At 61.3% G+C, this 24,729-nt stretch carries 16 protein-coding genes and 5 pseudogenes; 9 read left to right on the plus strand and 12 right to left on the minus strand.

Features of this window, described 5'->3' with window-relative positions; genetic code table 11:
* The first annotated feature begins 19 nt into the window (after window positions 1-19).
* Both JFV26_RS02185 and JFV26_RS02190 read left to right on the plus strand, forming a co-directional pair.
* Window positions 20-466: a TadE/TadG family type IV pilus assembly protein gene (locus JFV26_RS02185; RefSeq protein WP_201189345.1), complete on the plus strand. Its 447-nt coding sequence runs from the start codon at window positions 20-22 to the stop codon at window positions 464-466.
* Window positions 463-3,208: pseudogene (locus JFV26_RS02190) on the plus strand (ATP-binding protein). Before JFV26_RS02185 ends, JFV26_RS02190 begins: the two are co-directional and overlap by 4 nt.
* On the opposite strand, the gene JFV26_RS02195 reads toward JFV26_RS02190, so the two are convergent.
* The 5 genes from JFV26_RS02195 to JFV26_RS02215 all read right to left on the minus strand — a co-directional run bounded on the left by JFV26_RS02195 (window position 3,205) and on the right by JFV26_RS02215 (window position 8,254).
* Window positions 3,205-5,199, minus strand: coding sequence for a pilus assembly protein TadG-related protein (locus JFV26_RS02195; RefSeq protein ID WP_201189347.1), 1,995 nt, complete (start codon window positions 5,197-5,199; stop codon window positions 3,205-3,207). The pseudogene JFV26_RS02190 and the gene JFV26_RS02195 overlap by 4 nt on opposite strands.
* Window positions 5,200-5,972: 773 nt before the next feature.
* Entirely contained in the window at window positions 5,973-6,530 is a 558-nt protein-coding gene (locus JFV26_RS02200; protein ID WP_201189349.1) for a DUF4136 domain-containing protein, read from the minus strand.
* 54 nt (window positions 6,531-6,584) lie between these two features.
* Entirely contained in the window at window positions 6,585-7,190 is a 606-nt protein-coding gene (locus tag JFV26_RS02205; RefSeq protein WP_201189351.1) for a DUF4136 domain-containing protein, read from the minus strand.
* 12 nt (window positions 7,191-7,202) lie between these two features.
* The gene (locus tag JFV26_RS02210) at window positions 7,203-7,952 is read right to left on the minus strand and encodes a methyltransferase (RefSeq protein WP_201189353.1); all 750 of its coding nucleotides are present in this window, start codon (window positions 7,950-7,952) and stop codon (window positions 7,203-7,205) included.
* A complete protein-coding gene (locus tag JFV26_RS02215) occupies window positions 7,952-8,254 on the minus strand; it encodes a MazG-like family protein (protein ID WP_007951009.1) in 303 nt (100 codons plus the stop codon). The genes JFV26_RS02210 and JFV26_RS02215 overlap by 1 nt, the downstream gene beginning before the upstream one ends.
* A gap of 191 nt (window positions 8,255-8,445) precedes the next feature.
* Between JFV26_RS02215 and JFV26_RS02220 the strand changes: the two genes are divergently transcribed.
* Both JFV26_RS02220 and JFV26_RS02225 read left to right on the plus strand, forming a co-directional pair.
* Complete coding sequence (locus JFV26_RS02220) at window positions 8,446-8,739, plus strand: hypothetical protein (protein WP_201189355.1); 294 nt, start codon at window positions 8,446-8,448, stop codon at window positions 8,737-8,739.
* 176 nt (window positions 8,740-8,915) lie between these two features.
* Window positions 8,916-10,264: pseudogene (locus JFV26_RS02225) on the plus strand (MATE family efflux transporter).
* Here the strand turns inward: JFV26_RS02225 and JFV26_RS02230 are convergent.
* From JFV26_RS02230 to JFV26_RS02260, 7 genes and pseudogenes are all read right to left on the minus strand, one after another.
* Window positions 10,258-11,133 (minus strand): alpha/beta hydrolase, encoded by an 876-nt coding sequence (locus tag JFV26_RS02230; RefSeq protein WP_201189357.1) that lies wholly within the window; start codon window positions 11,131-11,133, stop codon window positions 10,258-10,260. The pseudogene JFV26_RS02225 and the gene JFV26_RS02230 sit on opposite strands and share 7 nt — an antisense overlap.
* A gap of 18 nt (window positions 11,134-11,151) precedes the next feature.
* Window positions 11,152-11,948, minus strand: a pseudogene (locus JFV26_RS02235) (DUF4123 domain-containing protein).
* A complete protein-coding gene (locus tag JFV26_RS02240; protein ID WP_201189360.1) occupies window positions 11,945-13,255 on the minus strand; it encodes a contractile injection system protein, VgrG/Pvc8 family in 1,311 nt (436 codons plus the stop codon). Before JFV26_RS02240 ends, JFV26_RS02235 begins: the two are co-directional and overlap by 4 nt.
* A 233-nt stretch (window positions 13,256-13,488) precedes the next feature.
* The gene (gene speA / locus JFV26_RS02245; RefSeq protein WP_201189362.1) at window positions 13,489-15,402 is read right to left on the minus strand and encodes an arginine decarboxylase; all 1,914 of its coding nucleotides are present in this window, start codon (window positions 15,400-15,402) and stop codon (window positions 13,489-13,491) included.
* A 218-nt stretch (window positions 15,403-15,620) separates the two neighbouring features.
* A complete protein-coding gene (locus JFV26_RS02250) occupies window positions 15,621-15,992 on the minus strand; it encodes a translation initiation factor Sui1 (protein ID WP_201189364.1) in 372 nt (123 codons plus the stop codon).
* Window positions 15,993-16,387: 395 nt separating this feature from the next.
* Window positions 16,388-16,945: an NUDIX hydrolase gene (locus tag JFV26_RS02255; protein ID WP_201189366.1), complete on the minus strand. Its 558-nt coding sequence runs from the start codon at window positions 16,943-16,945 to the stop codon at window positions 16,388-16,390.
* 3 nt (window positions 16,946-16,948) lie between these two features.
* Window positions 16,949-18,015: pseudogene (locus tag JFV26_RS02260) on the minus strand (DUF2333 family protein).
* 454 nt (window positions 18,016-18,469) lie between these two features.
* Between JFV26_RS02260 and gcbA the strand changes: the two are divergent.
* From gcbA to aroQ, 5 genes and pseudogenes are all read left to right on the plus strand, one after another.
* Window positions 18,470-20,139 (plus strand): annotated as a pseudogene (gene gcbA, locus JFV26_RS02265) (diguanylate cyclase GcbA).
* A gap of 52 nt (window positions 20,140-20,191) precedes the next feature.
* The gene (locus JFV26_RS34655) at window positions 20,192-20,797 is read left to right on the plus strand and encodes a hypothetical protein (RefSeq protein ID WP_446739892.1); all 606 of its coding nucleotides are present in this window, start codon (window positions 20,192-20,194) and stop codon (window positions 20,795-20,797) included.
* Between the two features lie 296 nt (window positions 20,798-21,093).
* Window positions 21,094-22,137: a methyl-accepting chemotaxis protein gene (locus JFV26_RS34660; RefSeq protein WP_446739894.1), complete on the plus strand. Its 1,044-nt coding sequence runs from the start codon at window positions 21,094-21,096 to the stop codon at window positions 22,135-22,137.
* A 209-nt stretch (window positions 22,138-22,346) separates the two neighbouring features.
* On the plus strand, window positions 22,347-24,110 hold the full coding sequence (locus JFV26_RS02275) for a protein-disulfide reductase DsbD (protein WP_201189368.1): 1,764 nt from the start codon (window positions 22,347-22,349) through the stop codon (window positions 24,108-24,110).
* 131 nt (window positions 24,111-24,241) lie between these two features.
* A complete protein-coding gene (gene aroQ, locus JFV26_RS02280) occupies window positions 24,242-24,694 on the plus strand; it encodes a type II 3-dehydroquinate dehydratase (protein WP_201189370.1) in 453 nt (150 codons plus the stop codon).
* The last annotated feature ends 35 nt before the right edge of the window (window positions 24,695-24,729 follow it).

Raw genomic sequence — 24,729 nt, forward strand, 5'->3', positions numbered from 1 at the left:
CGTCAGGGTAGACGCAGTCATGAAAGCAGGCCTCCCCAAATCGCAGAAAGGCGCAGTGGCGATTGAATTCGCCTTGGTGTTCGTGGTTTTTTTCGCCGTGTTTTATGGTTTGGTCAGTTACAGCCTGCCGCTTGTGCTGATGCAGTCGTTCAATGAGGCCACCTCCGAGGCACTGCGCCGTAGTGTCGCGGTGGACCCCACCACCCCAAGCTATGCCACCGTGCTGGTGAATACCGCAAACGCCACGCTGACCCAACAACTCCAATGGGTGCCGACGGCGCTGAACCTGGTGGTCGGCGTAGACACCAGCGCCGTATACGACCCCATCAAAGGCATTCTGACCGTCGCCGTGAATTACCCCGTGAGCAAGCTCAATCAGGTGATTCCGTTTCTGGTGCTGCCGGGGGTGGGGACAGTGCCTAATCTGCCGCCCTTCCTCACGGTGACATCGAGTCTTCAACTTTGAATTCGGGGGACAAACTCTTCGGGCGTTTACTCAAACGCGCGCCAATCGCCGCCACCGAGCTGCCCGATCACCTTGGCTCGCCGTCCCTGGGCTTGCATTTGCACCTGGATGCCGACGGCGGCGTCTTGCAAATCGCCGGCCCACTGCGGCATTTGCTGGCGCAACACCCCCCATGACCAGCCTCTCCCGCTCCACCGCCATGTGCAGCCTCACAGCACCCTGGCGATAGAGGGCCGACCGGTGGAATGGCAGGGCCAAAGCCTGGACCTCGACTTCCCCGGCCTCGGCGACCAGACACTGCACCTGCGAGGCTGGGTTCAGCCCATGGGCAATGGCTGGCTGATGCAACTGATAGACATCGCCGACCTGTTGCTCGAGCGCCAGCAAGCGCGCAGTCGTGAGGCCTGCCAAGCGCTCGCCGGGCAGATCAGCGAACAGTTGCGCGCCTGTAGCCTGGCGCGGCTGCCGGTGATCGTCGGCGAGCAATTGCAGGCCATCGCCCAGCGCTGGCACATCCCCTGCCTCGCCCTGGCCGTGCTCGACGAACAGGCACAGGGCTGGAAAGTCCATCGCCAACATCACGCCCACGACGCACCGGAACTGTGGCATGACGGCCAGTACCTTGGCACGGCCCTCGATAGTTTGAACGGCACCGCGCCGCAACACGTCGGCACTCATTACGGCCTCGACGAACACTCCCGAGTGCAGGCCACGTTCGGCAACAGCGAAGGTTTCGTCGTACCCTATGCCGACGACCGGGGCGTGGTTGCCTGGTTGCTGTGCGGGTTTTACCCGATCAATGATGACGCGCCGTACCTGGCCGATCGAGACTGGTTACTGTTGGCCAGCGCGCTGGCAGGTCCGTTGCTCGGTCGCTTGCGTGAACAGCAGCATCACCAGCAACTGGAGCGCCTGGAATCGTTGCAAACGCTGCTGGGCACCGGCTGGTGGGAAATCGTCGGCAATACCGTCCATCTGGCGCCCTCCCTGGCCGCGGCCTTGCAACTGGACGCGGCGTCACTGACGCGGGAACAGTGGCTGGCGCGGTTTCATCCCGCTGATCGAGATGAGTTGCACAGTCGCCTGCAAGCCTTGCAACAGCAGGGCGAAGCCTTGACCTTGTGCGTGCGTTTGCACAGCCCTGAGGACTGGAAACATCCCTTGTGGTATCGCCTGCAAGGACAGGTCACGGGCACCGGCGAGCACCGGCGGCTGGTAGGTTTCATGCTCGATATCAGTGACATCAAGAACCAGCAACAAATCGCCGCTGCCGCTCACGCCCGTCTCGATAACCTGATCGCCAGTTCGCCCGCCGTGATCTATGTGCAGCACTACGTCGAAGGCGCGCTGCAACCGGCGTTTTTCAGTGCCAGTCTGCAACCTTTGCTGGGCTGGAGTCTGGACGACTGCGCCACTACCGCGTTGGTGGAGCGGGTCCATCCCGACGATCGCGACCTGTATTTCGAACGCACCCGGCAGCTGCTGCGCCAAGGTTCGGTACGTGCCCGCTACCGACTGCGCGACAGCCGGGGCGATTACCACTGGCTGCTCGACGAAGCAAAACTATTGCGCGATGACCTCGGCCTGCCGGTAGAAGCCGTCGGGCTGTGGCTGGATGTCACCGAGGCGACCCTGGCCGCCGAGCAGGTCAGGCAAAGCGAAGAGCGCTACCGGATTCTGGTGGAAGACTCGCCGGCGATGATCTGCCGTTATCGCCCGGACCTGACCCTGACGTTTGGCAATCGGCCGTTGGCGATGTACCTGGAGTGCGCCCCGGAACAGTTGCCGGGGATTCGTCTGGGCGAATGGATGTCCGACGAACAACGCGAGGCGTTCGTGCAGCGGCTGAGTTCGCTGACCCCGCAACAGCCGGTCAGCACCGCAGAAATCAACCTGCAATTGCCGGGGCGCGAGCACGCCTGGTGGGTCTGGTCGGATCGCGGAGTGTTCGATGCGCAGGGGCAACTGATCGAAGTACAAGCGGTGGGCCGCGACAATACCGAAGTGCGCCGCACGCAACAGCAGCTCACGCAAAGCGCAAAAATGGCCACCCTCGGCGAAATGGCCACCGGCCTGGCCCACGAAATCAATCAGCCGCTGAACGTGATGCGCATGGCCATCGTCAATGTGCTCAAACGCCTGAGTAGTGGCGACGTACAGATTGATTACCTGACCGACAAGCTCAACCGAATCGACATGCAAGTCCAGCGCGCGGCGCGGGTGGTTGACCATATGCGGGTGTTCGGCCGGCGTTCAGAGGTCGAGCAGCAACCGTTCAATCCGGCCACCGCCATCGAAGGCACGCTGTCGCTGCTGGCCGAAGGCATGCGCGGTAAAGGCGTGGAGCTGCGTGTCAGCGAGAGCGGTTTCGAGGTCCAGGTACGGGGTTATGTCGATCAGCTTGAACAAGTGTTGATCAACCTGATGGTCAACGCCCGGGATGCGCTGCTGAGCAAGCGCGAGGCCGGCCGTGAGTTCAAACCGTGGATTTCGGTGTATGCCGAACGTGACGAGTGTTCGGTGCGACTGTGGGTCGAGGACAACGGCGGCGGGATTGACCCACGATTGCTGGAGCGGATTTTCGAGCCGTTCTTCACCACCAAACCGGTGGGCGTCGGCACCGGGCTCGGCTTGTCGGTGAGCTACGGGATTGTCGAGAACATGGGCGGACACCTGAGTGCTTCCAACTCGGTGGAAGGCGCACGGTTCTGTATCGAATTGCCGATTGTGCCCGACGTTTAAATCACCAGATAGGCCACGCCGGTCTGGCCGCAGGTCATGTTGGCGCCGACGTCAACGTCCATCAGATTGATGCCCAGGGCGCTCAACAGGTTGTTGAGCAGCGGATCCAGCAGCGGGCTCAGCAGGTTGGTGATCACCGGCATCAACAGCGCGGTGACACTGCTTATTGCACTGGCGGCAGCCGTCATGATGCTTCCCAGCAGATTGCTGCTCACAGGTTGATAGGCATTCACACTGATGCCCGTCAGCGTGTTCGAAAGGCTGCCGACGATATTGTTGGTGGGGGCGGCGGAGATGATGCTCGGCGGCAACTTGAGATTAGCCGGGGTCGCGAAAGGCGTGGTACTGGAAAACACCAGGTCCTGGGTATTTTGCGCGACGCTGGTGTTGACCATGATCCCGATGCCGCCGGCGGCAAACGGCACATGAGTGGACTCGTCACAGGTGCCGATCAATAAAACCTTGTGACAGGTGACGGTGCCGAGATCAATCAACGGCAACGGCGTGACCGTCGGTTCGGCGGTGGAGGAAAAAGCGGCGACGGGATTGATCTTGCCCACTTTGAGGTCGGCGATCGAGGTGATGGTGTGCGCGGTCAGGCTTTTGGTGCCCGAGGGACCACCACCGACCGGGCAACTGTAGGCCGTGACGTAACTGATGGCGCCGCCGGCATCCAGGCTGATGTCGATTTCGGGTGATGGCAGGATCAAAGGGTCCAGTTGTTGGCAGCCGGCGCCGAGCAGGCAGAGGACCGAGTTGAGCGTGGTGACCAGATTCAGGCTCAGCACCCCGTTGAGTACCGGGGTCAGTCCGCCCACCAACCCCAGTACTGCGCTGCTCAACCCGCTCACGCCGGACAGCACCGGCAGGTTCACTGACAGCATCGTGCGTATCTGGGCGGTGCGCACATAAATCTGATTCGGCCCCAAGGGGTTGAGCACCGCCAGCGCCGGGTTACCAATGGCGGAGAACTGCGGCGGCTCGATCACCTTGACCCGCACCGTGAAGTTCGCCAGCCCCAGCACGCTGATCGGCAAGGTCGCGGCCACTGCGCTTTTGCTGTTGGCCAGTTGCACCACGCCCTGAATCAATTGCAGCAATTGCAGATTGGCATCCAGTCCCGCCGCCGTTGTACCGGATTGCAGCTGCAAAATCTGCCCCAGCGTGAGCGGGACGCTGTTGGTCGCCGCCAGTTGCAGATTGCCCAGCGCGGTCATGACATCCGCCGTCGCGCCATTGAGCTGGACCACCGTCGCTGCAGCCTGAATCAGTTGAGTCGCAGTGACCTGGGTATTGAGCAACTGTGTGTAATTGCCCGCCGCCACATTGAGGTTGATCGCCAACTGATTCAGGTAGCTGAGCAGGTTGATATTGGTGTTGAGCAGGCCGGTCCAGCCCAGGGCCGTCACGCTGACGTTACCGCCCAGCAGTCCGGAAAACAGCGGGTTGAGGATGTTCGACTGGGAGGTGCTGATGCTGACCAGATTGCTGCGAATGTTCAGTTGCGCAATGGGCGGTTGCGGCTGAGCCGCTACCGCCGAGGCATTGAGTGTGGTGTTGAGGCTGACCGGCGCCTCGGAAAACAGCGCCTGCGCGCCGCCGGCAAAACTGGTGGTGACGGTGCGGCTGGCGACTACTTTGACAGCGGCCGATTGCGTGGCATCGACGGTGAACGTACGCAGCCCGGTGTTGGCGGTAATCAAGCTACCGCACGTAGTGACAAGGGTGTCGGTGGCATCGACGGTGTAGCCATTGCGGGTGGCGCTTTGGCCGGCGTAACTGGCGGCCGTCAGACCAGGCAGGCAATTGCCACCGCGGCTGATGGCCTCAAGGGCGGCGGTGTCCACCACCCGCTGCAACTTGCGCTGTTCCATGTAGAGACGGCCGGTATCGACCACCAGCAACATCAACACAATTGCCAGGCTGAGGGTCGCGGCGGCCATCAACCCGATAGCCCCCCGTTGCCTGACTGGGCTACGAAACTGCGGCATCGCGCACTCCTTCGCCGGCGCACTACCGAGTGCGGCCTCCAATGGTGAAGTGCAGTGTAGACAAGGGTTGACAAGGCTGCTGGCAACTCGCCAGTTCCGACGACACAAAACCAATGTGGGAGCGGGCTTGCTCGCGAAAGCGGTTTGCCAGTCACATCATCGTTGGATGTGCCGCCGTCTTCGCGAGCAAGCCCGCTCCCACATTTGCTCTTCAGTGAACACAAGATGTTTAGACGACAAACATCCCCCTGTGGGAGCGGACTTGCTCGCGAAAGCGGTTTGTCAGTCACATCCATTTTGGATGTGCTGCCGTCTTCGCGAGCAGGCTCGCTCCCACATTTGCTCTTCAGTGAACACAAGATGTTTAGACGACAAACATCCCCCTGTGGGAGCGGACTTGCTCGCGAAAGCGGTTTGTCAGTCACATCCATTTGGGATGTGCTGCCGTCTTCGCGAGCAAGCCCGCTCCCACATTTGCTCTTCAGTGAACACAAGATGTTTAGACGACAAACATCCCCCTGTGGGAGCGGGCTTGCTCGCGAAAGCGGTTTGTCAGTCACATCCATTTGGGATGTGCTGCCGTCTTCGCGAGCAAGCCCGCTCCCATATTTGCTCTTCAGTGAACACAAGATGTTTAGACGACAAACATCCCCCTGTGGGAGCGGGCTTGCTCGCGAAAGCGGTTTGTCAGTCACATCCATTTTGGATGTGCTGCCGTCTTCGCGAGCAGGCTCGCTCCCACAGGGGATGTGCAGGGTTAGAGATCTGAGTGTTTATCTGGGTGGGTAGTTGGCCAGGATCCGGCTCACGGTTTCGTTCACGGCTTTGCTGCGATCGGCCGGGTTGGGCGTGCTGCTGAGCATTTGCTCGTCACTGCCGCGCCACACCAGTTTGCCGTCCCTGCCATCGAGCAGGTCGATCTGGATGGTGGCCACTTTGTAGGTGATGTTGCGGGTTTCGTTGTACATCGGCGCGCCCCAATAGCCGTTCCATGGGCCGCCCCAACCGCCGCCGTAGTTGGTGGTCACCTGTTGCTGACGGTCTTCGACGATCAAGTAGGCCTGCACGTTCACGTCACCCTTGCTGCCTGCGGCGGCCGGACGCAAGCCACGTTGATCCAACTGATCGGCAACGGCCTGGCGAATACGCTGTTCGGTCAGGTCGCTCTTGATCCGTGGATCATCGGGGCGGTATTGCAGCGCCGGTTCTTTCCAGCTCCAGCTGCGATAAGCGGCGAAGTCGCGGCTGGCGTCGAAGTCATGATTGACCTGGTGGGCGGCGCAGGCACTGAGCAGGGCGGCCATCGCCAGTAAAGCGAGACGGCGGAACATGATGGTTCTCCGGTTGAAGGCATGATCCTTGGGAATGCTTCTTATCTACGGAAGCTAACTGGGAGGATACGCCGACATCGCCTTTTCTACAGCTTCCCGTATCGCATCGGCGCGCTGACTTTGATTGCCCTGGTCAGCGGTTTCGGCGCTCGCGCTCCAGACCGGTTGACCGGTGCCGGCGTCGAACAGGTCCACACGCACCACCACAACCTGTTCCTGGTAGGTGCGAACGACCGGCACGGTCTCGTACATGCCGTAACCACCGCCATAACGGTTGTAACCGCCACCGTAATAACCGGAGTCGTCCTGAACCTGACGCAAACGGGTTTCCAAGTGCAGGTTGGCGCTGACCAACAGGTCAGGCGGGCGGTTTTCGTGCAACGGGCGCAAGCCGCGCTGGTCGAGGGCGTTGCTGACCGCTTCGGCCACTTGCGCCGAATCCGCCCAGGCCGAGCCCGGTGGCAATTGCCCGTTGAACCAGGCCCAACTGCGGTAGCGCCCGTAGTCCCGAGGCGGTGCCGGGTAGGCGCTGCGGTCAAAGGTATTCGCCGCTTGTGCCGGCGCCGGCGGCAAGGGGTTGGACGTCGCCACATAAGGGTTGCTGCCCTGGCAGGCCGCCAACCCCAGGCACATCAGCAGTAATCCTGAACGCGCTTTCATTTCGCTCTCCGATCAGACCGGTCGACAGATCCAGTGCAAGTAACGCCCAAGCCCGGCAAAGCTTGGGTGACGACGGTGGGCCAGTTCCATTTCCAGCAAGTCCACCAGTTCGGCGCGAGCCTGGAACTCCACCGGCATGTAGTCGTGAAAAACCCGAACACCGCTCTGGGTTTCGACCTGCCACATACCCTCAAGTTGCGCCGCCAGTTCCCGGGGATCGAGAGGCTGCTGCGGGGTCAGGCTCTGCTTCTCGCCGGCCATGTCGTTCTTGCGCATTTTGCGGAAGTGGCCCTTGAGCAGGTTGCGATAGATCAACGCGTCGCGGTTATAGAACGCCAGGGACAACCAGCCGTCCTGGGTCGTGAGCTGATGCAATACCGGCAGGATCGCGTGGGGTTCGGCCAGCCATTCCAGCACGGCGTGGCACAGTACCAGGTCGTAAGGTTCGGTGAGTTGACCGAGCAAGTCCTGCCACGGCGCTTGAATGAAGGTTGCGGTCTGCCCCGCGTCAGCGAAGCGCTGGCGAGCACCGTCGAGCATCGGCGCGGCCGGTTCGGCGAGGGTCACGTCATGTCCGCGCTGGGCCAGCCACAACGACATGTGGCCAAGCCCGGCGCCGATGTCCAGGACGCGTAGCGGCCGGTCCGGCAAGGTTTCGGCCAGGTCGGCTTGCAGCACCGCCAGACGGATCGCGCCTTTGGCCCCACCGTAGATTTTTTCAGCGAAGCGGGTCGCCAACTGATCGAAATGACGGTCGCTCATCAGCTGAACCGCCGTTCGCTGTCCGCAAGCTTGCTGCGCACCACTTCGTTCATGTCCAACCCCAACTCGCTGCACAGCAATAATAGATAGAGCACGATGTCACCGACTTCCTGCCCGGCGTGGGCGAGTTTGTCTGCCGGCAATTGCCGCGACTGGTCTTCGGTCAGCCACTGGAAGATCTCCACCAGTTCGGACATTTCCACGCTCGCGGCCATGGCCAGGTTTTTCGGGCTGTGAAATTGCCGCCAGTCATTGCGGTCACGGATGGCGTGCAGGCGTTCGGTCAGTTCAACAAGGTTCATCGGGCTCTCCTGAAGGCGTATAGCTTCGGGGGAAGGCGGGTGAAGGCAAGTGTCTCGGTGTTGACCGCGACTTTGCACCATAATCAAAAGATCGCAGCCTTCGGCAGCTCCTACGGGGAACTCGGCGCCGCGATCCATGGCCCAAGGCTCAGGCACGGCAACCCTGCCACCTCTTTCATCAGGACACCCACATGCAGGTAGAAAGTTTTTTCGAATGGCTCGGCCAGGCACTCGGTTCTGTCATCCGTTTTATCGTCGATGGCCTCAGTGGCCTGTTCAATATCCTGAGCCATGCAGGCGGCAATTTTGTCGAAGGGCTGTCCCGGGCGCTGGGCATGGACACCTCGATCATCAGCATCATCGCGCTGATCATCGGGTTGATGCTGTTGTGGTCGGCGATTCGGGCGTTCATGAATGCGTCGATCATCGCGGGGATTATCTGGTTGCTGCTGGGGCTTTGGTTGTTGAGCTGGGTTATTCATTAAGACAGTCCATAACCCTGTGGGAGCGGGCTTGCTCCGGGCGGCGTTCCGACGAAAGCGGTGTGTCAGGCGACGTAAATGTTGAATGTCAGTCCGTCTTCGCGAGCAAGCCCTCTCCCACATTGGATCGCAGCACATTCAGATGTACCGCTACAATGCCCGCTCCCCAAGGAGCCCGCATGTCCAACCTGATCGCCGACTGGCGCGACCGCCCGACCCATCGCAAGGTCTGGGCACTCGCCGCGCCCATGATCCTCTCGAATATTTCCGTACCGCTGGTGGCGCTGGTCGACAGCACCGTCATCGGGCACTTGCCCCACGCTCATCAGTTGGGTGCCGTTGCCGTGGGGGCCAGCCTGTACACCTTTCTGGCCTGGGGCATGGGTTTCCTGCGCATGGGCACGACGGGGTTCGCCGCACAAGCGGCCGGGCGCGGGGATGGTGCGGCGTTGCGGCAGATTTTGTTGCAGGGGCTGTTGTTGGCGTTGGGGCTGTCGATTGTGCTGGGGGCGGCGGGGGTTCCGTTGAGCGGCGTGGCGCTGCACTTCATGCAACCCTCGGCAGAACTGGATCAACTGACCCGCGATTTTTTCCACACCCGACTGTTCGGCCTGCCCGCGGCGCTGGCCAGTTATGCGCTGGTGGGCTGGTTCCTCGGTACCCAGAACGCCCGGGCACCGCTGGCGATTCTGCTGAGCACCAACCTGATGAACATCGCGCTGAACCTGTGGTTCGTCCTCGGGCTCGATTGGGGCGTGGTCGGCGCGGCCCGGGCGTCGGTGATCGCCGAATGGACCGGCGCCGTGATCGGCCTGTTCATGACCCGCAAAGCCCTGCGCGCCTATCCCGGCCACATCGCCTGGGCCGCCCTCGCGCTGTGGCAGAGCTGGCGCCCGCTGCTGGCGGTCAACCGCGACATTTTCATCCGTAGCCTGGCGCTGCAATCGGTGTTTTTCCTGATCACCGTACAAGGTGCGCGGCTGGGTGATGCCACGGTCGCCGCCAATGCGCTGCTGCTCAACGGTTTGCTGCTGACCGCCCACGCCCTCGATGGCCTCGCCCATGCGGTGGAAGCCCTGTGCGGTCACGCCATCGGCGCTGGCGATCGTCAATCCCTGCGCCGCTCATTGGTGGTGGCCGCCGGTTGGTCGTTGCTGGCAAGTCTGGGCTTTGCCGCGCTGTTTCTGTTTGCCGGGCATCTGTTCATCGAGATGCAGACCAACATCCAGAGCGTGCGTGACACCGCATTCATCTACTTGCCCTATCTCGCCGCCCTGCCGCTGATCGCGGTCTGGAGCTACTTGCTGGACGGGCTGTTCATCGGTGCCACCCGGCCCGGGAAATGCGCAACGGCATGCTGTTGACGGTGCTGCTGTTGCTGCCGTTCGCCTGGGCGCTGCAAGGTCTGGGCAACCACGGGCTGTGGATAACGTTCCTTGTGTTTATGTTGCTGCGCAGCCTGACCCTCGGCGCATTCGCCTGGTACTTGCGCAGGAACGACGGCTGGTTTACCGGCCGCGCTCACTGAGTCGGCGTGGCGTTGACGAAGGACGTGACTTCATCCAGCACCGGCGCCAATCCGCGCATGGGCCGGGACAGCGTCGCCACCAACGTGGCGTGGCTGGTGCGCGAATAATACAAATCCTGAACCGGCACCCCGGCGGCGCGCAGTTTGCTCGCCAGACCGCCGGTGTTGCGGGTTGGGTTGACCACGTCATCGTCCCTCGACGCCATCAACAAGGCTGGCGGCGCGCCGCGACTGACGTGATTGATTGGCTGGGATTGTGGCGGTGAGTCCGGCCAGAAAAACACCGGGCGCACCTCGGGATTCTTGATCGGCAGGAAGTCATACGGCCCGGCGAGACCGATCCAGCCGCTGAGATCACTTGGCGACATCCCCACGGCCCCCAGCAACTGCGGCTCCAGCGCCAGCATCGCGACGTTGTAGGCCCCGGAACTGTGGCCCATCAGGTACAAGCGTTTTGGGTCACCGGAAAACTGGCGAATGTGTTCGTGGGTCCAGGCCACAGCCTTGGCACCATCCTCAAGGAACGACGGATAGCGCACCTGCGGATACAACCGATAGTCCGCCAACACCGCGACGATCCCTCGGGACGCCAGCGCTTCGCCGACAAAGCTGTAATCGCTGCGTGAACCGCTGTTCCAGCTGCCGCCATAGAAAAACACCACCACCGGGGCGTTTTCCACGGCGTGCCTTGGTACATACACATCGAGCTTTTGCCGTGCATCACTTCCATAGGCAATGCCTTCGGTTTTGTCGAAGGTGCCGTCAGGGGTCAGCGCGTTGAGCATTTTCAGTGGCGAGCACGCGCTTGTCACAGCCAGTAAAAGGCCGCAGATCAATACCTTGAACAGTTGCCGGGCTGTACTCGCCATGTCGGTGAAACCTCGTGTTCAGGGTTGATCGTTCTGCCAGCGGTTGCGCAGGTTATCGAGCTGTTCCTGCGGGGTCTGCCCCGGCAAAGGCTGGACGGGCAAAGCACCGGGGTACTGCAAGCGTAGCCATAACCAGCCATCCAGAACCGGGCGTTCGCTGAAGCCCAGCGCCAGGCCCTCCTGCACATGGGACCACAGGCGGTTGTATTCGGTGCCGGTGGATCGGCTCCAGTACCAGGCATGTTGCTCCAGCAGGCAAGTTTGCAGTTTTTCCCGCTGGCGAGGACTGAGGGTTTCTTCGACCGCCAGCGGGCTGACCGCCAGGCCCGGACTGAGCAACTGCTGCCAGCCCTGACTGCCCGTTGCCCGGTCGGCCCAGGTCCCGCCGAACCAGCGTAACCGAGTGATGGGGCCGAGCCAGCGACTCAGTTCCTCGGCGTCACAGGCATCGAAAAAGTAGCTGGCGCAGTGCGGGTTGTAATAACTCAGTAGCGCCCGGTGATGCAGGCCGAGTGTGACCGTGAGCATGCGACGCAAATGCGCCAGCAACGACGCCGCCGACACCTCACTGCCCACCAGCAAACCTTGCCAGGTATGCGGCTCGCTGCAGCAACGTTCGATTAACGCCGGGCAGTCCTGCAACTCGATCAGGACGGGGCCTTGTTCGCGCAACGGGTGAAACTCCGTCCCTTCGAACAACCAGAACCGGCGGGCATCGGTAAATCGCTGCTGTAATGTTGCCGCCGCCCGGGCGCCCCCGGCACATCCAGCAACAGCCATTGTGAGGTCGGGGCAGGCGCCTGGACGCCGATCATGTTGCACCGCTCTGACCCAATAGCGTCGCCGCCCGGCAGGCGCAAACCGTCTCCCGACAATGGCTGAAACTTCCGCCACCGGGCAGCAGGCATAACAACACCAACGGCTCGCTGGATTGCAGCAAGGCCAGCAAACCGTCCATCGCTGGCGGCATGTGGGTGGGATGCGGGAGCGGTACTTCAACCACCTCGACAGCCGATTGGTTCTGCAGCAGTCCGGTGATCAACGGTTGATCCGGATCGCCGTCGATGAAACTGACCACCACCTCGGCCCCCGCCCGCCATTGCGAAACCGCCGTGCCTTTCAGCTCAGGGGCCAATGGTAGCCAACAGTGTCCAGGCTTCGCCCCTTCGCCCTGATAGAGCCAGTCGAACTGCACCGCAACCGGACGGGACGGATCGGGTTGTGCCTGTGCAACGTCAACCACCCAGGCCCGTTGCAGGCCGAACATCTTCGGCTTCACCACCTCCAGGCTCGCCACCCACGGCACGGCGCGAATCGTATTGGAATAGGGCAACAACGGATCCTGGCCGCCCTGGTGCGCGACCCGGATCAACCGCCACAGATGATTCCACTCGCGGGCCGAATGACCGGACAGCGGCATCAACTGACCACTGCGCAACGTCGAGAGGTCCGTGCGCGCCCTGGCGACTGGCGCTGTTTGCGCGCTGACCTGCACCTCGAACCGACACAGCGCTGGCAGCTCGCTGTCATCCTGGAACACCAGCGTTTGCGCGCGGCACGCTGGCCCTTGACCGTCACCGACGATCAAGCAGTGCCCACCACTGGAATGCTCGAAATGGTAATGAAGACGCTCCTCGGCGCACAGACGCTGGAAAAATTGCAGGTCCGATTCGCTGTACTGCGTGCAGAAATCACGCGGTGGGTATTCACCACTCAACGCCAGGCGCCAGTCCTTACCGGCAATGCCGTGCTCCTTGAGCACCTGGCCGAGAATCTGCGGCACTGATTGCGCGCTGAAAATGCGCTGGCTGAAGCGCTGGGCCAGGCACGCCAGTTTCGGCCCCAGACGCACACGACACAGCCGGGATGAGCTGCCGTGCTCTCGCTGGGCGAGTTCATGCAGTTGCCCGTGGATACCGTGACCAGCGGCTCCAAACTGCAAGAACGCCGAACGATAAAGCAGGCGTGCAAGGTCCAGCGCCGGGTCATTGATCAGCAGGTCCACCTCGAACACAAACGGCTCGCTGATGGCTTCGTTACCGGTAAAGGCCAGGACCTCAAAGGCGTCGGGCAGGCCCGCTACGTCCAGACGAAATGACGGCTCGTTGACTGGATCGAACATCGGCGATTCTCTACGGGAGGGGCGGCCGGGGATTCTCGCCGAGGAACAGGGCCGAGTAGAGTGCCGAAGTACAACTTAGGAAATGACCTACGAGAAAAGAAGACCACGTCAATTTAATAGCCGTGATGTCAGTCATTTCAGATGAAAAAAGAGAGAAGTCGCACCAGGTCATCTGAAACTTCCGCCAGGACACGGAACATTTTCAGACAACCTGATGGGAGCAGTGCCTTACCTCAGGAAGAGAGGTAAGACGAACGGGTCAGACCCAGGCGCAACGCATCGAGGAATTGGGTACGCTCGGCGGCAGTGATGCGCGCACTGGCGCACTTGTCGCGGTAGTGGGTCATCAGCTCTTCCGGCGACAAGTGCACGTAGCGCAGCATGTCTTCGATGGTGTCGTGGGTTTCGATACCGGCGTGGTACACGGTGCCGTCGGCGTTCTGGTAGATGTTCACCGAATCGGTGTCACCAAACAGGTTGTGCATGTCGCCGAGAATTTCCTGGTAAGCGCCGACCAGGAAGATCCCCAGCAGGTAGTCTTCACCGTCATTCAACCCGTGTACCGGCAGACTGGTTTCGATGCTCTGCTCGTCGACGTATTGCTTGATCTTGCCGTCGGAGTCGCAGGTCAGGTCTTGCAGCACCGCACGGCGCATCGGCTCTTCGTCGAGACGGTGCAGCGGCAGGATAGGCAGTACCTGGCCGATGGCCCAGGTGTCCGGCAGGCTCTGGAACACCGAGAAGTTGCAGATGTACTTGTCGGCGAGCTTGTCGTTGAGTTCGTCGAGCACCTGACGGTGGGAACGCTGACGCGCCTTCAACGAGTTGTGCAGGCGACGGCAGACGGCGAAGTAGCATTGCTCGGCCAGGGCTTTTTCCGCCAGGGTCAGCTTGCCATCGGCGTATTGGCTGGCGATGTCGCTCATGTAGTGCGTGGCGCGCCAATAGGTCTCGGTGACCATCTCGATGTCGGTCGGACCCAGCAGGTCAACCAGCCACTGCACGGTTTCCGGCAGTTCTTCCTTGTTGTCGATCTGCGGCACGTCGTCGTTGTGTTTCTCGACATCGGTCACCTGCACCACCAGCATCGCGTGATGGGCCGTCAGGGAGCGCCCGCTCTCGGAGAAGATGTTCGGGTGCGGCAGGTTCTGCGCGTCGCAGAATTCCTTGAGCATCCCGACCACGACACCGGCGTAATCGTCCATGTCGTAGTTGATCGAGCTGGCGTTACGCGAGTGCGTACCGTCGTAGTCCACGCCCAAACCGCCGCCGACGTCGATGTGGTCCACCGGCAGGCCGAGGTTGCGCAGTTCGCCGTAGTAACGAATCGCTTCCTTGAAGCCGTGCTGGTAGTCCGCCAGGTTGGCGATCTGCGAACCCATGTGGAAATGCAGCAGGCGAATGCCCTGGTCCAGACCGGCCGCGCGGAAACGCTCGACCACCGACAGCAGTTGCGCCGCCGACAGACCGAATTTGGATTTTTCGCCACCGGTGTCAGCCCATTTGCTTGAGGCCAGGGACGACAGACGCACGCGCAGGCCAACCTGAGGCTTGACCTTCAGCGAGGCGGCCTCTTCGATCACCAGGCCAACTTCGGATTCTTTCTCGATCACGATGAACACGTTGTGGCCGAGCTTCTGGCCCATCAGCGCCAGACGGATGAACTCGCGATCCTTGTAACCATTGCAGACGATGGTGCCGCCCTTCGGTGCCAGGGCCAATACAGCCAGCAGCTCAGGCTTGGAGCCGGCTTCCAGGCCGATGGAGACGTCCTGGGTGGCGATGATGTTCTCGATCACCGCTTCTTGCTGGTTAACCTTGATCGGATACAGCGCGGTGTACTTGCTCTGGTATTCCAGGCGTTCGATGTTGGCATCGAAAGCGCCGGTCAACTGACGCACGCGGTCTTGCAGGATATCGGGGAACCGCACCAGCAATGGCAAGGACAAACCGCTTTGGCGCAGTAGGTCGACTTGCTCGAACAGGTCGATAGGCGAACTGGTCGGACCGTTCGGACGAACTTCGACGCGACCGGCGTCATTGATCGCGAAATATCCGGCCCCCCAATGGCGAATCCCGTAAACACTGCGGCTGTCCGCAACTGTCCATTGGCTGCCATCGTCTTTGCGTGTGCGTCTTACGGACATTGAAGTCCCCTATAAAGAAGTCATAGAGCGTCGCCTGGGTTCAGGCCGGCGCAGTCTAAAGAATGAAAATGACGGTTCGTCAACGAGGGGATAGACCTCGCTGACCGCAGTGAGTTTAGAAACCGGTCAGAACAGGCTCTGTGAAAACCATGTAGGCGACGCCAGGCCAGTATGAAATCGGGACTGGATCAAGCCGAGGGTGGTTTTCACAGAGGCTGCTAGCCGCCGGACTTCTTCGCCTTGAAACCCAGTTTGATCAGCTCGGCCAAGAGTAGCTCGACATGATCGCCCTGGATTTCGATGATGCCGTCTTTCAACGCCCCGCCGGTGCCGCAACGTTTCTTCAACGTGGTGGCCAGGGCCGTGAGCGCATCGAGGGCCAACGGCACGCCAGTGATGGTGGTCACCGTCTTGCCGCCACGGCCCTTGCTTTCGCGACGCACGCGAGCAATACCATCGCCGGCCGGGATCACGGTTTGTTTGCAGATACAGTCATCCACCGGTTTGCTGCAATCCGGGCAATGACGACCTGCGTCGGTGGAAAATACCAGGCCACCAAGGGCGGCGAAGGATGCGGCTTTTTTGGCCACCGGCAATCCTCTTGGGAGGACAAAGACTGGTCGCAGCACTTAGGCAAGGCTATCGACCGCGAAGCCCCACTCAGGCAGGGGCAGCGCTACTGAACCGTTACACATCTGTGTATGAGCGTCGGACCCGTAGGACCGTGGGACCCGTGGGACCGTGGGACCGTAGGAGCTGTCGAGTGCAACGAGGCTGCGATCTTTTGACTTTTCTTTGAATCAAGATCAAAAGATCGCAGCCTCGTTGCACTCGACAGCTCCTACGGTCCTACGGTCCTACGGTCCTACGGTCCTACGGTCCCACGGGTCCTACGAGTCCTACACAAGCAATACCGGTTCAGCTTGAAAAGGTCGCGCAGTGTAACGGCAAAAAGCCGACTTGCTAAGAGCCAATCGGCGCCAATTCATGCCTTCTTTGCGACGTCGCTTTGCTGAGCCTTCAGATAACGCTTCAGCGCGGCCAAAGAGTCCGGGCAGTAAGGCTTTTGGGTGATTTCCTGCATGACCTGATCAATCGGAATAAAGCGCGCTTCAAGCACCTCTTCCGGCTGCAGGATCAACGGACCGTCCCACACGGCCGAAAACGCCGAACACCACAGCCGATTGTCGGTGTCCTCGAAGAAAAAGTGATCATGGGCGGTCAGTTCCACACCGCTCACGCCCAATTCTTCTTCCAGTTCACGGGCGGCCGACTCGGCGTAACTCTCATCAGCCTGCACCATGCCCCCCGCCGCCACGTCCCAATAACCGGGATAAATGGCTTTGCTGAGGGTGCGGCGGTGCACGCAGAGCTCGCCGGCCGAGTTGAACAGCATGATGTAGGTGCCGCGTCCGATCAGCCCGCGCTCACGCAGGTCGCTGCGGACCAGGGCGCCGAGCAGGTTGTCCCGCTCGTCGACCCAGGCGATGTGCTCGGCATCCGAGGCCGCGCGGTGGGCGGCCTCTTTGGCGCTATCGACCATGACTCAGCCCTGATTGAGCAGTTGACGCAGATCGATCACGGCAGCGTTGGCCCGGATATGTAGTTGGCCATGACCAGCGAGTGGTTGGCCAAGATCCCGAAGCCGCTGCCATTGAGGATCATCGGGCTCCAGACCGGTGCTTGCGAAGCTTCCAGTTCACGGATGATCTGGCGCACGCTGACGGTAGCGTTTTTCTTCGCCAGCACATCGGCAAAGTCGACTTCAACGGCGCGCAGCAGATGGGACAACGCCCAGGCCTGACCGCGGGCTTCGTAGAACACGTTGTCGATCTGCATCCACGGAGTTTCGACGATTTCTTCGTCAACCTGCGGCACCTGGCCCGGCATCACCACTTCGGTTTTCAGCGCGGTGTTAAGCTTGACCCGGCCAACGCTGGCCGACAGGCGTTGCGACAACGAACCCAGACGGGTGCCGACATCGCCCAGCCAGTTGTTCAGGTTGTCGGCGCGGGCATAGAACAACGCATTCTTCTGCGCCGGATCGGACAAACGGGCCTGGTAGCGACTCAGGGAATTGATGCCTTCCTGGTACTCCGACTCGCTGGATGGCAGGACCCAGCTCTTGTTATCGAAGTTGAAACGCGGCTCGGCCTTGGCCAGATCAGCGTCTTCGGCCGATTGCGATTGCGAGCGCGCAAAGTCTTTACGCAGGGCGCGGGTCATGTCGCGGACCTGGACCAGCACGCCATATTCCCAACTCGGCATGTTGTCCATCCACAGGCCCGGCGGGAAGCGGTCATTGGAAATGTAGCCGCCCGGCTTGCTCAGCAAGGTGCCGGCGACGGTCTTGAGGGTTTCCACCGTGGTGTAGCCGACGACCATCTGCTTGCCTTCTTTCTCGGCAGCGACCTGGGCGTTTTGTTGAACCGGGAACAAGGCAGGCTCTTCACTCCAGTACCATCCGAGGCCAATGGTCACCAACAGGTACAGGCCGATCAAAGTGGCCAGCGCCCGGCTGAACAGCAGGCCACCGAAATAACTGCGGGTGGCCGATTTCGGTTCAGCGGCACGTTCGGGTGCGCTGCCCGCGCGGTTCTTCCAGTCCAGCATGGCGATATCCTTTCAATCACTTGAGTTCATCGGTTCGACCACAACCCTACGCCATCGTGCCTCAATTTGCCGCGCATTAATCTGCGCGAAACAACGAGCCATACAATCGCATCGATCGAGGCGACACTATAAATGAAGCTAGGATTTGTAGCAGCTGCCGCAGGCTGCGTTCGGCTGCGAAGCAGTCGTGAAATCAGGCGCCGCGGTGTTTCAGAAAGAACTCACACTCAGGTTTTACGACTGCTGCGCAGCCGAACGCCGCCTGCGGCAGCTGCTACACGAGCCGCGCACAGCCTGCGGCAGCCGCTACACAGATCCTGCGCGACCGACTGGTCATAAACTGAATGATGTCGCTTTGCAGATTATTGACATACGACACTGATGTGACTGAAAAGAGGTGCTAGCATAGAGCCACCAGTCGATCTCAGCATGCACCCTAACTAGTAGTCAGGATATGACCGAGCCAGAAGACCCCAGCCGTGAGCGCCTCAAGCACCACTTTGCCCAGCGGGTAATTCATCAGGCACGTCAGATTCTTGAGATATGGCAGCGCCTGCAGCGCAGCGAGTGGTCCACCACCGATTTGTCCGAACTGAGCGAGGCCAACCTGCGCCTGCTGCGCTTTGCCGAACGCTTTGAACAACCGGAACACTCGCAACTGGCGCGTCACATCGGCCAGTCACTGGAGGCTGTCGACGCCAATCGCGGACGCCTGAGCAGCGGCCTGATCACTGACCTCAACCGGTTGATGCAGCGCCTGTCCCGCACCGGCCTGCGTCACGGCGATCAGTTGGACCAAACCTTCCTGCCGTCGCTGCGCAAGCCGATCTACGTGATGCTGCAAGATCACGATCGTGCCGAGCGGCTGGCCAAGCAACTGGAGTTCTTCGGGCTCAGCGCCCAGTCGCTGGACAGCGTTTCGGCCTTTCGCTCCTCGATGATCGAGCGACTGCCGGCGGCGATTGTCATGGACGTGGACTTCAGCGGCCCGGGCATCGGCTTGAAACTGGCCGCCGAAGCCCAGGTCGGCCTCGATGAACCGTTGCCGTTGCTGTTCTTCAGCCTGCATGAAACCGACACCCCGACCCGCCTCGCCGCCGTGCGCGCCGGCGGCCAGGAATTCCTCACCGGCACCCTCGAAGCGTCGAGCCTGCTGGAGAAGATTGAAGTCCTGACCTGCGTCGCCCAGTACGAACCGTATAAAGTGCTGATCATCGACGACTCCCGCGCCCAGGCCTTGCACACCGAGCGCTTGCTCAACAGCGCCGGGATCGTCACGCGCACGCTGATCGAGCCGATCCAGGCCATGGCCGAACTGGCGGACTTCCAGCCCGACCTGATCATCCTCGACATGTACATGCCGGCCTGCACCGGTACGGAACTGGCCAAAGTGATCCGCCACAACGATCGTTACGTCAGCGTGCCGATCATTTACCTGTCGGCCGAAGACGACCTGGACAAGCAGCTTGACGCCATGAGCGAGGGCGGCGACGACTTCCTGACCAAGCCGATCAAGCCGCGGCACCTGATCACCACCGTGCGCAACCGCGCGGCCCGGCGCGCAACCTGAAAGCGCGGATGGTCCGCGACAGCCTCACGGGTTTGTACAACCACACCCACATTCTGCAGTTGCTCGAAGACTGCTCGTTCCGCGCCCGCCGCGAGAGCAAGCCGTTGAGCTTTGCGATGCTCGACATCGACCACTTCAAACGGGTCAACGACAGCCACGGCCACCCGATGGGCGACCGGGTGATCAAGAGCCTGGCACTGTTCCTCAAGCAACGCTTGCGCAAGACCGATTTCATTGGCCGTTACGGCGGTGAAGAGTTCGCGATTGTCATGCCCGACACCGATGTCGAATCGGCCCGCAAGGTGCTCGACGAAATCCGTCAGCGCTTTGCCGAAATTCACTACCCGGCCCAGCCGCAGGACCTTTGGTGCACGTTCAGCGCTGGCGTGGTCGAGCTGCGCGAAGATTCCGACAGCCTGATGATGGCCAGCCAGGCGGACGAGGCGCTGTACCGCGCCAAGGACGCCGGACGCAATCGCGTGCAAGCAGCGCGGGAGTCAAAGCAAAGTGCCACTTTTTCATCGAAATCCACCGACTCGGTCATAACGCTGTAACGCAAACGCAATAAATTCAGTCGCTTACCATTCTGCCGTTGGTAGACCCGTTATGCGCCTGAAGCTGCTGACCAACCTCAATACCCTCCTGCTCGTTGCCGTGTGCGTCGCCCTCGGTGCCACGCTGTGGTGGTCGCAAAAAGCCCTGGAGCGGCCCTATCTGTTGATGGAGCGCTACCTGGGTCTGTCCCAGCAATTTCAAAATCAAGTGGCGCGTAACGTCGAGGATTATCTGTCCAGCGGCGACGCCCTGCGCTTGAGCAGCGCCAGCCAGGCCATCGACGGCCTGCAAGAAGAACTCACTGAACTGCCCCCGGCACTGGCCGAGACCTTGCGCCCGAGCCTGTCCAGTCTCGAAGATTTCAGCAAGACCGAGCTGCTGGCCGCCGGCAAACTCGCCGGCGATCCGCAGGCGCTGTTGCTCCAGGCCGAACGGGAGTTGGGCGCCAGCCTCGATCAGCTCAGCCAATACGCCAGCGCAAACGCAACCTATTTGACACCGTTGCTCGCTGCCTCCCAGCACCTGGGCAAACTGTCCCTGGCCCGGACAAACTGGTCAGCAGCGGCCGCAGCGAACTGGCCGCCGATGTTGAGCGAGAAGTCGCCAGCATCCGCGCCCAAGCGACGCAACTGGATGCCTTGCCGCTGCTCGGCGTGACCGCCAGCACGGCATCGAGCACCGACGATTTCGCCTCGATGATGGGCCTGGAGAACACCGAAAAAGCCGCGACCGAAGATGCCGGGGTCGGTTTCAAGCGCGAACTCGACAGCCTGCTCACGCGCTATCCGGCTGAACTGGCGCGCACCCGCGATCAAATCCAGAAGCGCGCCGACCTGAGTGCCGCGACACACCTGAAAATCACCGCGGTGCAACAGGCCATCGCCGGGCTGGAACCGGTGGTGCGTGCCCAACACGGGCAGATCCAGGGCGAAGTTCGACTGATGCAGGGACTGATGATCGGCCTGATTCTGCTGATCGCGCTGCTGATCGACACCTTGCAGCGACGCCTGGCCCGAACCCTGACCAACCTGGCACCCGCGCTGTCGACCTGGGCCGAGGGCGACTTCAGCCAGGACATTCAGCTGGGCAAGACCAACCGCGAACTGCATGACATTCAAGCTTCGCTGAATCGCTTGCGGGCGTACCTGGTGGATTTGGTGGGGACCATTCGCCTCAACGCTGAACAGGTTGCCGGCAGCAGCCGCACATTGGCCGAGCTGAGTAACGACTTGCACAGCGGCGCCGAGCATCAGGCCGGCGACACGGCATTGATCCGCGACTCTCTCGGTGAGCTGGAAGCGACGATTCAACAAGTGGCCGGCGATGCCAGCCAGGCTGCCGACGCCAGTCGCAACGCCGGGCTGGCGGTGGAACATGGCCAGAAAGTCATCGGTTTGAGCCTCACCGGGCTGCATGCGTTGGTGGGCGAAGTCCAAGGCAACGCGCAGATGATCGAACACCTGGCCGAAGAGTCAGCGACCATCGGCGGCGTGCTGACGGTGATCCGTTCGATTGCCGACCAGACGAACCTGCTGGCCCTGAACGCCGCCATCGAAGCCGCCCGCGCCGGGGAAATGGGCCGAGGTTTTGCGGTGGTGGCTGAAGAAGTGCGCTCATTGGCGCAACGTACCGCCGGCGCCACGGCCGAGATCCAGACCTTGATCGCCGGCCTGCAAACCGCGGCACGGCAATCGGTGGAAGGCATGCGCGCCCAGGTCGAGCACGCCGAAGCCACGGCCAATCAGGCACAAGACGCAGATGGCGCGCTGGATAAAATTGTCGGGGCGATCCAGACCATTGCCGACACGGCGGTGCGCATTGCCGATGTCACGGCCCAGCAAAGCGGTGCCGTCAGCGAGATCCGTGATCACAGTGAGCGGATTCACCAGTTGGGCGGGGATAACTTGTTGCGTATTGGCCAGGGGCGTGAGCAAGGGGAGCATTTGTTGGTGCTGGGTGGGCGACTGCATACAGCCGTCCAGGCCTTCCGCGTCTGACAGAACCCCCATTTCTCCGGCCCCCATCACAATCCGCCGTAGGAGCTGCCGAAGGCTGCGATCTTTTGATCCTGATTTTGGCCGACTATTACATGGCCGAAGATCAAAGGATCGCAGCCTTCGGCAGCTCCTACGGGGTCGGGGTCGGCGTAGACGCATACGTTGCGCACTCAGCTATCATGCCCCCACTTCCGATACGCGAGATTGTCATGCGCCGTTTGCTCTGCCTGCTGCTTTTAGTGCTCGCCCTGCCGGCCTCCGCCACCGGGTTGCTGGACAGTCGGCCCAGTTCCACGCTGGGTTCGATCAATAACAGCGCCGACTTCCTGCCGGTGCGCGAAGCCTTTCAATTAAGCCTGGTAGAAAGCACGCCACAGTCGATCAAGCTGCGTTTCGTCGCCACCGAGGGCTACTACCTCTACCGTCACCGCTTCCAGTTCCGCGCCGATCCGGCCGATGTCGGCCTGGGCGCAGCGCAACTGCCCGACGGTGAAAAGAAGCACGATGAGTACTTCGGCGATGTCGAGGTTTACCACGGGATTCTCGATGTCGAGTTGCCGCGCACCCATCAACGCGCGTTCACCCTGGCGGTGACCTACCAGGGCTGCGCCGACCAAGGCCTGTGCTATCCGCCTGAAACCGAGCAATTGAGCATCGACGGCAGCGACATGGCTGTCGCCGACAAGGTCACCGCTGCGACGGCGAACTGGAGCTGGCGCGAACTGGCGCTGTTCTTCCTCGCCGGTATCGGCCTGACGTTTACCCCCTGCGTATTGCCGATGCTGCCGATCCTCTCCGGCGTCGTGTTGCGCGGCCAGGTTGGCGGGGCGCGTGGTTTCAACCTTTCCCTGGCTTACGTGCTGTCCATGGCGGCCTGCTTCGCTCTGCTCGGCGCGTTGATGGGCATGTTCGGCGCGCAGCTCAATCTTCAGGCACGCCTGCAATCGGCCTGGGTTCTGGTGCCGTTCGCGACGTTTTTTGCGGTGTTTGCGCTGGCGATGTTTGGGGTGTTCGAACTCAAGCTGCCCAACGCCATCAGCCATCGACTGCACCACATCGCCGGGCGCACCGAAGGTGGTTCACTGTGGGGCGCTGCGGTGTTGGGCGTGGTGTCCAGCCTGCTGGTTTCACCCTGTGTGTCGGCGCCACTGGCCGGGGCCCTGCTGTACATCAGTGCCAGCGGCGATGCCTTGGGCGGCGGGCTGAAACTGTTCTTGCTCGGCCTGGGCATGGGCACGCCGCTGTTGCTGGTGGCGACTGGCGGCGCGGCGTGGTTGCCGAAAAGCGGCCCGTGGCTGGTCTATGTGAAAAACGCCATTGGCGTGCTGCTGCTCGCGCTGGCGATCGGTCTTCTGAGCCGCGTACTGCCGGGCCAGGTGACGTTGTTGCTGGTCGGCTTGTTGTGGGGCGGCGTCGGCTTGTTTCTCGGCGCGCTGGAGTTTGTGTATAAACCACCGAGAAAACGTCTTGGCCAATTGCTCGGCCTGTTCCTGCTGTTTTATGCGATGGCCTGCTGGTACGGCGCTTTCAGCGGACAGAGCGACCTGCTGAACCCACTCGGCAGAACCACCGTCGTTGCCACCGGCAATCCGCTGCAAAACACCAGCACCTGGCAAACCGTCAGCACCCCGGCCGACCTCGACCGCGTCCTCGCCGACGCCAAAACCTCGGGCAACCCGCTGCTGCTGGACTGGTACGCCGACTGGTGCATCAGTTGCAAGGTCATCGAACACGAAGTGCTTAACGACGCCAAAGTCGTCGAACGGCTCAAGGGTTATCGGCTGATCCGCTTCGACATCACCGCGAGCAATGCCGAACAGCGCACCCTGCTCGACCGGTACAAGCTCTTCGGTCCGCCCGCGCTGATGTTTTTCGGCAAGGACGGCATCGAACGTGCCGATGTGCGGGTGATTGGCGAGATCAATGCGGCCGACTTCGCCGAACGTGTTGCGAAAGCAAATGACCGGATTTAATCACTCGGTCACAAATTTCGCGCAAACATCGGCCATCGTGCTGGCTATTGCATAGAACTGGACAGTCACAAAGGCTTTGCGGCATAGTCGCCGGGTTCTGACAATTGCACACGGATAACAAGGAACAGCAGATGGCGACGCTACTGGTTCTGCACGGACCCAACCTGAACTTGCTCGGCACCCGCGAACCGGGCACCTATGGCGCTACGACACTGGCGCAGATCAACCAGGACCTGGAACGCCGTGCCCGTGAAGCCGGCCATCATTTGCTGCACCTGCAAAGCAACGCCGAGTATGAATTGATCGACCGCATCCACGCCGCACGCGGCGAAGGTGTGGACTTCATTTTGATCAACCCAGCAGCTTTTACGCACACAAGTGTCGCATTACGTGACGCGCTGCTGGCGGTGAGCATCCCATTCATCGAAGTGCATTTGTCTAACGTGCACAAACGCGAACCTTTCCGCCATCACTCTTACTTCTCCGATGTAGCGGTGGGAGTGATCTGCGGCCTTGGCGCCAGCGGTTATCGACTGGCCCTGGAGGCTGCCCTGGAACAGCTTGAAAGACAGGCAACAGCTTGAACAACAAGCGTTACGCCCCTGACCGACCCTTGGGA

Origin of the sequence: Pseudomonas sp. TH31, from assembly GCF_016650815.1 — a bacterium.
Lineage (GTDB): Bacteria > Pseudomonadota > Gammaproteobacteria > Pseudomonadales > Pseudomonadaceae > Aquipseudomonas.

What these genes read in the sequence shown, in the direction of transcription:
- JFV26_RS02185 (WP_201189345.1), top strand. Translation starts at nt 20, where the DNA reads ATGAAAGCAGGCCTCCCCAAATCGCAGAAAGGCGCAGTGGCGATTGAA.
- JFV26_RS02195 (WP_201189347.1), bottom strand. Translation starts at nt 5,199, where the DNA reads ATGCCGCAGTTTCGTAGCCCAGTCAGGCAACGGGGGGCTATCGGGTTG.
- JFV26_RS02230 (WP_201189357.1), bottom strand. Translation starts at nt 11,133, where the DNA reads ATGGCGAGTACAGCCCGGCAACTGTTCAAGGTATTGATCTGCGGCCTT.
- JFV26_RS02210 (WP_201189353.1), bottom strand. Translation starts at nt 7,952, where the DNA reads ATGAGCGACCGTCATTTCGATCAGTTGGCGACCCGCTTCGCTGAAAAA.
- JFV26_RS02240 (WP_201189360.1), bottom strand. Translation starts at nt 13,255, where the DNA reads ATGTTCGATCCAGTCAACGAGCCGTCATTTCGTCTGGACGTAGCGGGC.
- JFV26_RS02275 (WP_201189368.1), top strand. Translation starts at nt 22,347, where the DNA reads ATGCGCCGTTTGCTCTGCCTGCTGCTTTTAGTGCTCGCCCTGCCGGCC.
- JFV26_RS34660 (WP_446739894.1), top strand. Translation starts at nt 21,094, where the DNA reads ATGATCGGCCTGATTCTGCTGATCGCGCTGCTGATCGACACCTTGCAG.
- JFV26_RS02205 (WP_201189351.1), bottom strand. Translation starts at nt 7,190, where the DNA reads ATGAAAGCGCGTTCAGGATTACTGCTGATGTGCCTGGGGTTGGCGGCC.
- JFV26_RS02220 (WP_201189355.1), top strand. Translation starts at nt 8,446, where the DNA reads ATGCAGGTAGAAAGTTTTTTCGAATGGCTCGGCCAGGCACTCGGTTCT.
- JFV26_RS02215 (WP_007951009.1), bottom strand. Translation starts at nt 8,254, where the DNA reads ATGAACCTTGTTGAACTGACCGAACGCCTGCACGCCATCCGTGACCGC.
- aroQ (WP_201189370.1), top strand. Translation starts at nt 24,242, where the DNA reads ATGGCGACGCTACTGGTTCTGCACGGACCCAACCTGAACTTGCTCGGC.
- speA (WP_201189362.1), bottom strand. Translation starts at nt 15,402, where the DNA reads ATGTCCGTAAGACGCACACGCAAAGACGATGGCAGCCAATGGACAGTT.
- JFV26_RS02200 (WP_201189349.1), bottom strand. Translation starts at nt 6,530, where the DNA reads ATGTTCCGCCGTCTCGCTTTACTGGCGATGGCCGCCCTGCTCAGTGCC.
- JFV26_RS02255 (WP_201189366.1), bottom strand. Translation starts at nt 16,945, where the DNA reads ATGGTCGATAGCGCCAAAGAGGCCGCCCACCGCGCGGCCTCGGATGCC.
- JFV26_RS34655 (WP_446739892.1), top strand. Translation starts at nt 20,192, where the DNA reads ATGCGCCTGAAGCTGCTGACCAACCTCAATACCCTCCTGCTCGTTGCC.